General features: G+C 52.5%; 11 protein-coding genes. 7 read left to right on the top strand and 4 right to left on the bottom strand.

The genetic code is table 11. The features are described from left to right. Positions 1-10: 10 nt before the first annotated feature. The 3 genes from HNV11_RS01595 to HNV11_RS01585 all read right to left on the bottom strand — a co-directional run bounded on the left by HNV11_RS01595 (position 11) and on the right by HNV11_RS01585 (position 3,254). On the bottom strand, positions 11-865 hold the full coding sequence (locus HNV11_RS01595; RefSeq protein ID WP_171737997.1) for a sterol desaturase family protein: 855 nt from the start codon (positions 863-865) through the stop codon (positions 11-13). Between the two features lie 428 nt (positions 866-1,293). Beyond that, positions 1,294-2,019: an acyltransferase gene (locus tag HNV11_RS01590; protein WP_171737996.1), complete on the bottom strand. Its 726-nt coding sequence runs from the start codon at positions 2,017-2,019 to the stop codon at positions 1,294-1,296. Next, entirely contained in the window at positions 2,016-3,254 is a 1,239-nt protein-coding gene (locus HNV11_RS01585; RefSeq protein ID WP_171737995.1) for a glycosyltransferase, read from the bottom strand. Before HNV11_RS01585 ends, HNV11_RS01590 begins: the two co-directional genes overlap by 4 nt. A gap of 159 nt (positions 3,255-3,413) precedes the next feature. Here HNV11_RS01585 and HNV11_RS01580 point away from each other — a divergent pair, with 159 nt between their 5' ends. The 7 genes from HNV11_RS01580 (at position 3,414) to HNV11_RS01550 (ending at position 11,828) form a co-directional block, all read left to right on the top strand. Beyond that, on the top strand, positions 3,414-4,169 hold the full coding sequence (locus HNV11_RS01580; protein ID WP_171737994.1) for a TolC family protein: 756 nt from the start codon (positions 3,414-3,416) through the stop codon (positions 4,167-4,169). A gap of 21 nt (positions 4,170-4,190) precedes the next feature. After that, positions 4,191-6,398 carry a GumC family protein gene (locus HNV11_RS01575; protein WP_171737993.1) on the top strand — a complete coding sequence of 736 codons (2,208 nt, stop codon included), beginning with the start codon at positions 4,191-4,193 and terminating at the stop codon, positions 6,396-6,398. A gap of 97 nt (positions 6,399-6,495) precedes the next feature. Next, positions 6,496-7,875, top strand: a complete 1,380-nt coding sequence (locus HNV11_RS01570; protein WP_171737992.1) for a lipopolysaccharide biosynthesis protein — start codon at positions 6,496-6,498, stop codon at positions 7,873-7,875. Next, entirely contained in the window at positions 7,859-9,025 is a 1,167-nt protein-coding gene (locus tag HNV11_RS01565) for an O-antigen ligase domain-containing protein (RefSeq protein ID WP_171737991.1), read from the top strand. Before HNV11_RS01570 ends, HNV11_RS01565 begins: the two co-directional genes overlap by 17 nt. A gap of 119 nt (positions 9,026-9,144) precedes the next feature. After that, entirely contained in the window at positions 9,145-9,333 is a 189-nt protein-coding gene (locus tag HNV11_RS01560) for a hypothetical protein (protein ID WP_171737990.1), read from the top strand. Between the two features lie 26 nt (positions 9,334-9,359). Continuing rightward, entirely contained in the window at positions 9,360-10,601 is a 1,242-nt protein-coding gene (locus HNV11_RS01555) for a glycosyltransferase family 2 protein (protein ID WP_171737989.1), read from the top strand. A gap of 33 nt (positions 10,602-10,634) precedes the next feature. After that, positions 10,635-11,828, top strand: a complete 1,194-nt coding sequence (locus tag HNV11_RS01550) for a glycosyltransferase (protein WP_171737988.1) — start codon at positions 10,635-10,637, stop codon at positions 11,826-11,828. Here the strand turns inward: HNV11_RS01550 and HNV11_RS01545 are convergent. Beyond that, a complete protein-coding gene (locus HNV11_RS01545; protein ID WP_171737987.1) occupies positions 11,798-13,045 on the bottom strand; it encodes a glycosyltransferase family 2 protein in 1,248 nt (415 codons plus the stop codon). The two genes, HNV11_RS01550 and HNV11_RS01545, sit on opposite strands and share 31 nt — an antisense overlap. Positions 13,046-13,113: the final 68 nt, after the last annotated feature.

Below are 13,113 nucleotides of genomic sequence, written 5' to 3'. Positions count from 1 at the left end.
AGCCAGCTCGTCAGTTGCGGGTTTCGGGCCGCTCGCCGGACGGCAGTTGCCAGTCGCGCTGCGGCCCGAACGGCATTTTTAACAATTGGCTAAAGGTCAGTTCACGCTCGTCGCGGTAGGCAGGCACCCCGATGTCTACCGCGCTTTGTGGAATATCCATCCGATGCGTGCCATGCAGTCGATCCCAGATGGACAGAACGGTTCCCCAGTTGGAATTGAATTCATCGCGCACAATGGAATGATGGATACCGTGCATTCGGGGCGTCACGACAAGGTAATTTAACCATTGCTCAACGCGTTTGGGCAGACGGGTGTTTGAATGATGAAACTGGGTAGCCAGTTCAAAAACGCCTTCGTAAACCAGGGCTGTCCAGAAACCAATTCCAAACCCCAGCACAATCAGCGACCGAAAAACCGTTCCGACGATCATGTCGAGAAAATGAAACCGGACGGCTGTGGACACATCCATATCCAGATCCGTGTGGTGTATGTTGTGAAACCGATAAAAAGCCGGCCAGTAATGAGTAGCCTGATGCCACCAGTAATAGCTGTAGTCAAACAGCAGGAAGCCCAGCCCGGCCTGTACCCAACGCCACACCTCGCCCGCAGGCAGCAGCCAGCGCAGCAGGCCCAGCTGATGTTGCCCGGCCCAGATCGCCGTCAGTAAAGGCAATGGCACCAGAAGCAGCCGAAAACAGATAAACATGGGTATGGATACTCCAATATTCCGGACTACCCGCCGGACCGTATTGAACCGCTGCCGGCGTAACGGCGCACGCCACTGAATCCACATCAATAAGCCAAAAGCCAGCACCATCAGCAGAAAAATAACAAAATCGAATGGCGGAATCGGAAACCAGCGCATAGCGAAAGCGTTGACGTGTCAATTATCCCCAATCACCGGACCGTATCGACCCGCGTTGCGCCACCCCGACGTAAAGAATCGGGCGGCAGGCGCCGTTGCCTCCGGTTTTTAGGTGACGTCGTATCCGGCCTCGGACGTTGGCTTGGCTTGCTGAACTTTGGCCGGGGCGGGTTAGCTTGTCGGTTATCCTGGACCGATGTTGACTGCTGCCTAGCTGGCGATTGGTTGCTTTGCGCCAGGGCGCTAATAGCCAACCCGGGAGTACACAGCAAAGAGAGAAGCAATAGGATCCGTTTCATGAGCTAGTTACCTGGTATGCCTACTCAACGAACGGATCAGGAAGCAAGTTATGAAGCAGGCCGATTATCGAGCCAGTGACCCTGTAATAGCCGATAGTATTGACGTAAACCTTTTTTTCGTCTAGCTTTTTATAATCCGGCAATGACCGGAACCCCGTTCTGGGACAGTTTCACCATCGGTGACTCGGCAGAGGTAGCCCCGTTCCCGTTGAATTGCGCCGTGCCATTAACGGGTTTTACCTTCACCCACTCTTTCTTGTCGGAATCATATTGTTTGATAACCCGCGCCGGGTTACCAACCACGACAGAATAAGGCGGTACGTTTTTCGTAACGACGCTCCCGGCAGCCACGACCGAGTGGTGGCCAACGCGAACGCCCGCCGTCACAACGGCATTCGCGCCAATCCAGCATTCATCCTCAATAACAACCTCGGCCTTGGTAACGGGTTGCTTCCGGATTGGCTTCTGGATATCTTCGTACGAATGGTTCAGCCCCGACATAACTACATGCTGGGCAATAATAACTTCATTTCCGACAGCAACGGGGCCAATCATCACCGAGCCGATCCCAACCCGGGAGTTGGCCCCTACACTCACCGCCCCCACGCCATTGTTGACCACGCAGTAATCTTCAATGGTTGCGCCCTCGCCCATTTGAAACGGCTGAAACGGCAGTACATCCAGCCGCACGGATGAACGGATTACCGCACCCCGGCCTTTCGGATGCATAAACGGGTTCACAAACCAGCTTACCCACCGGCGTGGGCGAGCCTGTCCTTTTGGAATCAGCAAATAATGGACAAACCACTTCAACCGTTCGTTCTGTTTGATACGTTGGCCTAATGAACCGATCATACCGTTTCCATAGTTTGAGGTGATACTTGTTGTATGGCCTGGCCGAGGGCGGCAACGGAGGCCGCCCAGGTGTGGGACCGGGCAAAGTGAATAGCCTCATCCGGACTGGACGGGCCACCTTCACGTAACGCTCGCTCCGTTAGCGTAATAAACTGGTCGGGGTTATCAGCCAGATAAACATGCTGCTCAAACATAGCCATTGCTTCCGTCCGGACAGCCACCACCGGTTTGCCCATGGCCAGATACTCATCAATCTTACGTGGGTAGTTCCCGACCGTAACAGGGTTAAGCTCCTGCGGGTTCATCAGCACGTCCAGATGAGACAGATAAGCAGGCAGTTCATCTCCGGGTTTCGGGCCCAGAAAATGCACATTACGTAAGCCATGCAGCCGACTTGCCCGGAAGGTTTCATCTTCCGGTCCAACCAGCACCAGCTGCCAGTCGGGCCGTTCAAGCGCCACAAATTCCAGGAGGGCAAGATCGAGCCGTAAGGCGCTCAGGGCGCCTACGTAACCAATACGCGGTCCCGGCACAGCGGCTAGATCAGCCGGGATGGCGTGCGCCTGAGCCGGATCGAACCGCGACAGATCGCAGCCCTGACCAATATCAAAGGAATTTGGATTGTGTTCGGCCGCCAGCCGGGCGAGGTAAGCTGAATTAGCCGCGACAAGGGTCGCTTTTTTCATCAGGGCCGGTTCGAGCCGCAGGCCGTGAAGCTGCCAGTACTCAACCGCCAGTAGATTGTCGCGGCTATAGTAAATCATCAGCTCCGGTTTCAACCACTCGTCCAAGTAAAAACTGCGGAGCATGTCGCTGTCGTTAAACAGAATAATACGCTCAAAACCCAATTCGTTTACGGCCGACCGGATTGCCGCTGCCAGTCGTTCGTTATTGCGTCGATTAAGCTGATCGAACAGCGCTCCGTCGGGTAATCGATTTATTGATTCAAGTATTACCGTAGGATAAAATGACCACAGTCGTTCCGAAACCTGCCGAAGAGGGGGCTGATTGGTTGTTGATGTGCCGCCCAGCAACGCCCGGAATCCATCGCGTCGGAAGGCCGTAATGCGGTCTAATGGCGGATTTACGTATAAAACGCGATTGTCCTTGGCGAACTCGACCGCAATATCCCGGCAGTTGCTGCCAATCGTAGAATCGAATGATTGCAGTCCGACTACCACAATATCACGTCCTTTTACCCCCGACCAAACTGCATCGCTTACTAAATTTTCCATTCACCTAACTCGCTTTGCCGTAACTTTCAGACAAAGAAATTAAATTCTGCTCTTCCAACTACTATAATTAGTATCATGAGGAAACGTATGTTTACTTTTCGGCGTCCTATCTTTTGTACGGTCTTTCTAGTCAGGTCCGTTTTACTTCTGGTAGTATCTATGGCGATTTCCCGGGAAGTACAGGCTCAAAACAAGGTCTCCGGGAGTGAGAAAGCCACTGCAACCCAGCCCGGTGCAGCCGCAGAGCCTTTAGGCGATACGCTATATTTTGACCTTCAGCGCAGTTTGGCCGATCAGTTGGTGCCGTTTGACAGTCTGGTGCAGATTGGTGTCCGCAATGCGCCTAGTTTAAAGGAAGACGATGCATCGATTGAAGGCCGGCTCGAACGGTACCGGTTTACCCGAACGGTTGTGCTTCAGTATGTCTATCCGTTTGCCAACTATCAAACAGGTAACCAGACGCTGCTTGCCGCCGGAACCCTGAATAACTACGACCAATACCAGCTCACGAACGGGTACCGTGCAGGTCTGCACATTCAGATTCCGGTTGCCGAACTTTTCGGACGTAAACACCGGATGCGGGAGGCTTATTCGGAGTATCGGGGCGCCATCGCCAGACGCGAAGTGACCCGTCAGCAGTTCCGGCGCGAATTAATCCGGCTGTATCAGGGTATGCTTACGGCGCAAAAAATTCTTCAGATCCGGATTCGCGACGAGCAGGCTACGCTGGTAGCGTTTCGCGTAGCCGAACTGGATTTTCAAAACGGTAAGGGCAACCCGGCCGACTTTGCCCGCGCCAGCAACCTGTATGCACAGGCTCAGGCTGGTGTGGCGGAACAACGGGGTTCTTTTTCGCAATATTTTTACGAACTTGAGACCTTAGTTGGCGTACCTCTGTCCGAATTGAAACGATAAGCAACGTTCTTCTTATAATTTATGAATATAACTACGCTCCTCCGACTACTTAAGCGAAACCTGATCTGGCTATTAGCACTGCCGCTCATCACGGCCGTTACGGTTTATGTGTTAACCATGAACATGGCCGGTCAGTATGAATCGAAAGCAACGCTCTATACAGGTCTGGCTTCCAGTTATTCTATCCGAAGCGACGAAAAAGGCAAACTTGACTTCTACGCGATTGCCAACGCGCTGGATAATATCGTTACAACGCTCGAAGCGCCCAATACGCTTGCTCAGGTAGGCCGTCGGCTCCTGGCACAGCACTTGCTGCTTCAAAAGCCCGATCCAATGGTGCTGAGCGCCAAAGGATTTAAGGAACTGCAGGAAACGGTCGGCGACAGCCTTCGCCGGTTGATCGTTGTGCCCGGGTCAGTAGATTCGACCACGAAGCGAATAGAAAATCTTATCCGTCAGCCGGGCGCCAGCGGTCTGGCCGATCTGCTGGAAGCCTCGGGCTCCAAGTACTCGGCAGATGGTATTGGGGATAACCTCATTGCCAAGCGGGCAGGTACCATGACCGACATTATTTCGCTTGCTTATAAGTCGGATGATCCGGCTGTAACCCAGCAAACACTTAACCTGCTGGTAGATGTCTTTACCAACCGGTATATGGATTCAAAATCTACCGAGACCCGTTCGGTGGTGCAGTTTTACGAGAATAAAACCCGCGAAGCAGCCAACAAACTACAGGCTGCCGAAGCAAAACTCCAAAGTTTTGGCTCCAGTAACGAGATTGTCAACTACGATGAACAGGCTAAAGCAGCCGCTTCCGGCAAGAGCACGCTCGAGATGGACTACCAGCGCGAACAGATGCGTAACCGGGGTGCCCGGGCTGGGGTAGCCACGCTCGAAAAGCGCCTGAAGGAGCGCTCCAGCTTTTTACTGACCAGCGGTGAGCTCCGCGCCAAGCGGGATGAGCTATCAACGGCGAGCGAGAGGTTGGCCAACGCCGAAGTTACGGGACAACCCCGCAAAGTAATTGATGTGTTACAGGCCCGGGTAAATAGCCTGTCGGAAGACCTGAAGAACATAGCTCAGAAATATTACTCTGAAGGAAATTCGTCGGATGCGTTGCCGCAGGAGTCGGTTATGTCCGAATGGCTCTCGAAAGTGCTGGAATATGATGAATCAACAGCTCGGCTCGAAGTTTATCAGAAGCACCTGAACGATTATGATGCCTCTATTCAGAAACTGGCTCCGCTGGGCCCCCAGTTGATTCACCTACGTCGAGAAGTGGATGTGGCCGAGAAAGAATACATGTCGGTTCTGAACGGTCTGAACATGGCTAAGCTTCAGCAGAAGAACGTAGAAATGGCCGGCCCAATCAATATGATCGATAAGCCTGACTATCCGCAGAAGTCTTCTAACGTTACGCGCTGGCTCATTGTCATCGGTTCATTTGTTGGAATGCTTTTCCTGGTAATCCTGATGCTGTCGCTCCGTACCTGGATGAACAACCGGATTCAGAACCCCGAGCGCGCCGAGCAGATTACCGGTTTGTCGCTGGCAGCCGCCTTCCCGCTCATTCATGGCCGGTTCGTCAATCGCTTGCGTTCGATGAAGCACTCTATGATTGAGCAGCTTCGGTCGGCGGTTGTAGTTGAGTTAAGTCAGCAAAGTCGCCCGCAGCCGCACCTGATCACTATTTTGAGTACCCGTCCGGCCCAGGGAAAAACTTGGGTTGGTAATGCACTCAGCGCCAAATTTGCCATGGCGGGCCACCGGGTGGCGTATCTGTATCCGGAAGGCAGCGCCCTTATTCCCGATGAAACCGCAACGCCGGGCTTATCGCGGGTACAGGTGATTCCTTACGCGGTACAGGACGATTTCGTGGATACGCAACGCGCAGAGAGTTTAATTGAAGGCCACAGCGATTTAATTCCAACGGACTACGACTATATTTTCCTTGAGCTGCCAAGCCTCATGGAAACGGCCATCCCTGCCCACTTAGCGGTGCAGAGCAGTGTATCGCTGGTAGTTATCGACGCGCAGTCTGTCTGGACCAAAACAGATCAGTCTCTCACCGACTTGTATCGCCGGGCTTCGCACAACGGCTGCGTTCTGGGCGTGTTAAACCGGATCGACATGGTGCTGGTAGATGCCCTGCCAGCCACCGAGACAAGCCTGCACCGGCCAGCTTTACCTCCGGCACCGTCGTCAACGGCCGTCGTTAAATCGGCCTAAGTTATTGGTGGCTTCATTGTGTGTAGTGGGTTATGGCGAGTATTTCCTTGCCATAACCCACTACACACAATGAGCCTTTCACTTCACTCTTCTGTAAATGGACTTATCCTTACAACGGCTGGGTAAATTAATCCGGCGCAACGCGGTTGTTTCGCTACTCGGTAACGGCACCTCGGCTGCGCTGGGCCTCATATCGCTCGGCTTGTTGGCCCGTCTCATGACCAAAGAAGAGTTTGGTCTCTGGACGCTGTTTCTGGCTTTTTTCACGCTATTCGACGTTGTTCGAAATGGGTTCATTCTGAACGGCCTGATCCGACACACCGCTACGGATACCGATAATGAAACAAGTTTCCGACGCTGGGTAGGCGCGGCCTGGCAACTAAGCGCAATGCTGACAGCCAGCCTGGTAGTCTTATTGGGGCTGGTTTTACTGGCACTGCCGCAGGCCGTACGGCTAGGCTGGCTTTCTGCTGATTCGGTAAATATTGGCGGAGGGGGCGCCATAGGCTGGTTTCTGCTCCTGGCGGTTGTTTCAATGCCCGCATCTCACAGTATGTGGTTCTGGCACGCCCGTTCTCGCTTTGCCCCCATTCAACTTATCCGGCCCGGCATCCAGTTTTTGCAGCTAATGCTGATTGGCATCGGTTACTGGCAATTTCACGAACTGACCAGCAGCTGGCTTTATGCTTCCTACACGATTGCCTATGGTACGATCAGCGTGGGCACGGTGCTCATCAGAGGTAGTCGGCTCCGCGACTTTTTCCAGGGTACCTCTACCGAACGGCGGGCGTTGTTTCAGTTTGGCAAGTTCAGTACCGGTACATTGCTGCTGTCAAATCTGCTCCGCAGTTCGGATACCTTCCTGATTGCTGCCTGGTTAGGACCAGCCGCTGTAACGCTCTATACCGTTCCGCAGCGGCTGCTGGAACTGGTCGAAATGCCAACCCGCAGTATCGTCATTACCGCTATTCCTCAGTTAGCCGCTCTGCATCAGCAGCAAAAGCTAGCGCACTTCGCTGATGAATTTCACCGGTTTGCCGGACAACTCTGGATCGCACTGCTTCCAATCGCTCTGGGCGGATTTATTTTTGCCGAGCCGCTGGTTCGACTGCTGGGGGGCGAAGGCTTTGGCGATAGTGTCATGGTGCTGCGCTTCTTTATGATTTATGCGGCCCTAGTGCCACTCGAGCGTTATTCAGGTGTAGGGCTGGACGCTCTGGGCCATCCACACCGAAATCTCCAGAAAGTCATTCTCATGCTCATCGTCAATATTGTTGGCGATGTCATTGCGCTTTATCTATTCAAATCTGTAGCGAGTGTGGCCTTTGTGTCCATTGCTACCTTTCTGGTCGGGCTGCTGATGGGATTTCGAATGATGAAACCCTACGCGGCCGTATCGCTGCCGACAGCTATGCGCGTCGGTCTGCAACAGGGAGGCCAATTAGTAAACCGTGTTCGTCATGAATTTGCGCGTTGAATACTTACCCGTTCCAACGGGCCGTGAAGTTAAACTAGCTGTCATCGGAACAGCCGCTGCTATTTTGGTTGGTGCCTTTGTAGCTGTTGGTAAAGTAGCGGCCCTGGCCATGCTGATTGTTCTGCCTTCGGCACTGGTTGTGGCGGGCATCTGCTTCACCAATCCAATGGCGGGGCTGATGATCTATTTCAATATCAATTTCTTTGTTCTGGGCATAAGCCGGTTTCTACCCGATGCACCTTACGGTTTATCCATTGACCTGATGCTGGTGCTGATTTTTATCGGCATCTTCTTCTCCGTCAGACGCACGGGCGAACGGCGACTACATCACCCGGTTTTTTATCTGGTACTGGTGTGGTTTATGTACACGATACTGCTTTTTTTCAATACGCGCGCCCCAAGTCAGGTGGCCTGGTTCTTTGCGGTTCGGGGCTTATCGCTTTACTGGCTGATGGTGGTTACGGCCGGGCTCCTGCTCATTAATGATCCCAAACATCTGTATTGGCTCGTTAAATGCTGGTTATTCTGGTCGGTGCTGGGAGCGTTATGGAGTTTCCGCCAGTATTATATTGGTCTGCTGCCGGGTGAGCAGCAGTGGCTGAATGAGGTCGGTTACAAAACCCACCTTCTGTTTGGTAAGCAGTTCCGGGCCTTCTCCTTCTATACGGATGCTGGCCAGTTCGGCGCCAGTATGGCCCACGTCTCTTTGTTTGCCGGGATTATGGTGCTGGAATCAAAAACCATGCTGAAACGCGTCCTGTATCTTCTTCTGGCACTCATCTGCTTCTGGGGGTTCGCTATCGCTGGTACGCGCGGTCCGCTATTTATTATCTTCGTAGGTGGGCCGATTTACCTGTTGCTGCGCCGGAACGTGCCCCTGCTGATTACAGGTCTTACCGTGCTGACTATAGCTTTTAGTCTGCTCGTTTTCACCCGGATTGGCCAAGGCAATTACCAGATTCTGCGTATGCGAAGTGCTCTTAATATGGAGGACCCCTCGCTGCTGATCCGGATTAATAACCAGATTCTGCTGGCGGGCTACATGGCCGATAAACCCTTTGGCGGAGGAGTTGGGTCGGGGGGGACTGGGGCCACCGGTTTGCGCCCGATTCGTTCCTCGGGCAGGTCGCTCTGGACAGCTGGTACGTAAAAATATGGGTAGAAAGCGGGATCGTTGGGCTCGTTTTTCACCTTATCTCGCTTTTAATTATCTGTGTCATCGGCTTCCGAAACATAATACGATTACGTAACCCATCCCTTAAATCCACCATGATGGGGTTATACAGCGGGTTTGTTGGTATTCTCGTTGCGAGTTATGGTAACCAGCTCTTTGGCCAGCACCCTATCGACGCCGAGATGTATCTGACGATGGTTTTTATTGCCCTTTGTCCCAAGTTAGACAAAATGCTGCCGGAGACCGAACCAGAGGAGAAGTTACGGCCCATTTCTTCATACTGAGTTTAGCCTATATCAACCACCCATCCATGTTCGACTTAACCATTAATCACCCTTTTCTGGTGCTATTCACCCTCTACCTGCTCTTTAATGTCGGGTATCTGGGTCTGTACGCGCTGGCGGGGGCAATCCAACGATCACCCAATACACCTAAATCCGCCAGCCAGACCATTCGTCGGATTGCAGTTCTGATGCCGGCCTACCGCGAAGATGCCGTCATTGTTGAATCGGCTCAGGCGAACCTACACCAGAACTATCCGGCAGATCATTTTGATGTGGTTATTCTGGCGGATTCCCTTCAGCCAGAAACGCTTGAGAGTTTACGTAAGCTGCCCGTAACGGTCGTTGAAGTAGGGTTTGAGGTGTCGAGTATTGTCAAATCAGTCAATGCTGGCATGGATTATCTGTCCGATAAGCATTATGACATCGCCGTCATGGCTGACGCCGACAATCATATGGCGCCCGATTTCCTGAGTCGGATCAATGAAGCGTTTGACCAGGGCTGGCGCGTGGTTCAGGGGCACCGGACGGCTAAAAACACCAATACCCCGGTGGCTATTCTAGATGCGGTGAGCGAGGAAATCAACAACCACATCTTCCGTAAAGGCCACCGCTCGCTGGGGCTTTCGTCAGCGCTGATCGGTTCGGGTATGGCCTTCGAGTTCGGCTTGCTCAAGCGGCTGATGAGCCAGTCTGACGCACTGGGCGGTTTCGATAAGGAGCTGGAAATGGGCATATTAATGGAAAAAATTAAAGTTGAATATCTGGAGGACGTTTACATTTACGACGAAAAAGTACAGACTGGGCACGTCTTCGAAACGCAGCGAACCCGCTGGATTGCCGCCCAGTTCCGGTATCTCCGATTAAAGATCCGGTCGGGTGTAGCCGAGTTATTCCGGGGGAATCTGGACTATGCAGACAAAGTTTTTCAAACCATGCTTTTGCCCCGGTTGTTGCTATTAGGACTGCTGGTTTGCTGTACGGTTATTTCGGTGATTGTTGATCAGACGCTCTGGTTCTGGATCTTTGGAACACAATTAAGCTCGTTGCTTATTACGCTTTACATTTCTATTCCAGCTCGCTTACGCCGATTAGTCGGGTGGCGCGAATTAGTACAGCTTCCTGTGCTGTTTGTTCGCTACCTGCGTTCAATTGCCAAGTATCGCGATGCCCGTGAACGATTTTTGCACACCCCTCACGGGACCGTCCCGCTAAGTTCAGCAGGCGGCTCGTTTATGTCGGACAGTTCATCGGCTCATAGGATCTCATAATGCACTCACGTTAATAAACCAACTTTCGTTTTTATGACTACTCTTGTCTTACTTGTCGCTTACATCATTTACGGTTATACGGCCCTTGTTACAGTTTACTTGGCCGTTTACGCCGTAGCTGGCCGATTGCGACAATCCAAACAAGCGTCTAACGTGGCCGTCAGTCGCTCTTATCGACGCATGGCCGTATTGATACCAGCCTATCGGGAAGATACCGTTATTCTGGAAGCTGCCCAAGCTAACCTACGCCAGCAATATCCAGCTGAAAATTTTGATGTGATCGTTATTGCAGATACGCTGAAACCAACCACAATCGCGTCCCTAAAAAAATTACCCGTTCAGGTTATAGAAGTTTCTTTTGAATCATCTACGAAAGCGAAAGCCCTTACGGCTGCGCTGGAGCAGTTGCCGGATACGTATGAGGTGGCCGTAATCCTGGATGCTGATAACCATATGGCCCCGGACTTTTTGGCCCGCGTAAACACGGCATTCAATCAGGGCTGGCGCGTGGTTCAAGGGCACCGGACGGCTAAAAACACCAATACCCCGGTGGCTATTCTGGATGCGGTGAGCGAGGAAATCAACAACCACATCTTCCGTAAAGGCCACCGCTCATTAGGGCTGGCTTCCGCTTTGATCGGTTCGGGTATGGCCTTTGAATTCAGTCTGTTAAAGCAGCTTATGCCCGAGGTCAAAGCCGTTGGCGGCTTTGACAAGGAACTGGAAATGCGAATTCTGAAGCAGGGCATCAGCGCTGAGTACCTTGAAGATGCCTATGTATACGATGAGAAAGTACAGTCGGGAGCTGTTTTCGAAACGCAGCGGACCCGCTGGATCGCAGCTCAGTTCCGTTACCTGCAGTTGAATTTACGGCCCGGTCTCAAGGCTTTCTGGCAGGGGAATCTGGATTATGCCGATAAAGTGTTTCAAACCATGCTGCTGCCACGTCTGTTGCTGCTCGGGCTGCTCATCGTCGGCTTTCTGCTGACACTCGTCATCTGGGGTGATTTTCCGCTGGGCTGGTTCGTGCGGGTACAGCTTATTGTGCTGCTAATAACCTTTTATATCTCGGTACCAGACCGGCTAAAAGCATTAGTTGGCATTAATGAGCTTATGAAGCTGCCGGGTTTATTTATACGTTATATCCGCTCTATAGCCAACTTCCGTACCGCCCGGCACCGCTTCCTGCATACTCCTCACGGCACCGATTCCAGTACGGGTGTCTGACCCGGACCCGCCTGCGACGCATTTGGGAGATTATCGGCCCGCTTGGCCTTCTCCCAAATGCCATTGTGACCACCACGCCGGTATCGCTGATAACCCAGCAGGACACAGACGTTCATGAACGTAAAATAGAAAGGCACAAATAATGCTTTCCGGCGAATCTGACGGCTTTCAAGCCGGTAGCCTGCATAGGCAGCTCCATAAAAGCCAAGCTGACCCACTAACAAAAGCCACCAGAACCAGCCGCCATCTACAACGGCAATCAGTGCGTTAAGTACAACCAGGATAGGCAGGCAAAATGGCGTTACGGCCCATCGCATGGCCCGATGCGAAACGTACTGGAAGGTTAGCCAACCGTGTTTAAACGGGTTTAATAAATCCGTCAGGCGGACAATAGACTGGAAACCACCCGCGGCAATCCGAACCTTTCGCTTCTGCTCTTCCATAACCGAGAACGAAGGCCGCTCCATCGCATAGGCTTCGGGTTCATAGACCACCCGGTAGCCCCGACCCGCCAGCCGCAACGAAATCATGAAGTCGTCCAGGAGCGTATCGTATTCGACGGATTCGTAAAGGGCCGTCCGCATGGCAAAAAATTCGCCGGCTGCGCCAACCACCGTATGCAGCTCCGTATCGAGCCGCTTCAAAAACGATTCGTATTTCCAGTAAAGCCCCTCGCCTGCACCCGCAGCGGCTTCATTACTTTCGGTTAGAATGCGTTTTTCACCCGCTACAGCCGCCACCTCGGGGTCCTGAAAATGCCGGACGGTGTTGCGAATAGCCTCCCGGTTCAGAATCGTATTGGCATCACTATAAATAACCAACGGCGTCTGAATTTTTTTCATAGCCTGGTTCATAGCTTCGATCTTTCCCAGCCGTTCATTACCACCCATAATGGCCAGATTTGGGTACTTTTCCTGCTGAGCTTTCAGGTATTCAATTGACCCATCGGTGGAGCCTTCGGCAACGAACAATAAGTGAAGCTTATCGGCGGGGTAATCCAGAGAGAGTGAGTTAGCCAGTTTATCGGCCAGACAACTCATTTCGTTATAAGCCGGCACCACCAGGGTTACTTCGGGCAAATAAGTTGTTCGCCAGTTCGGCGCAGTCCGGCCCTTACCTAATCGGTGACGTATTTTAACTAACGCCCAGACCAGCAGACCGTAGCCCAGGTAGGTATAAACAGCCAGAAAGGCAATAATCCAGAACGCAACTTTCATGATTTAGAATATTCAGGTTACGGTTTACGCTTTTCGGCCAACGGTCGTCACGTAACGGTACTCCGTGA

Origin of the sequence: Spirosoma taeanense (assembly GCF_013127955.1) — a bacterium.
GTDB classification, from domain to species: Bacteria; Bacteroidota; Bacteroidia; order Cytophagales; family Spirosomataceae; genus Spirosoma; species Spirosoma taeanense.
Note: the sequence above shows the minus strand (reverse complement) of the source record. Positions and strands in the feature narration are given on the sequence as shown.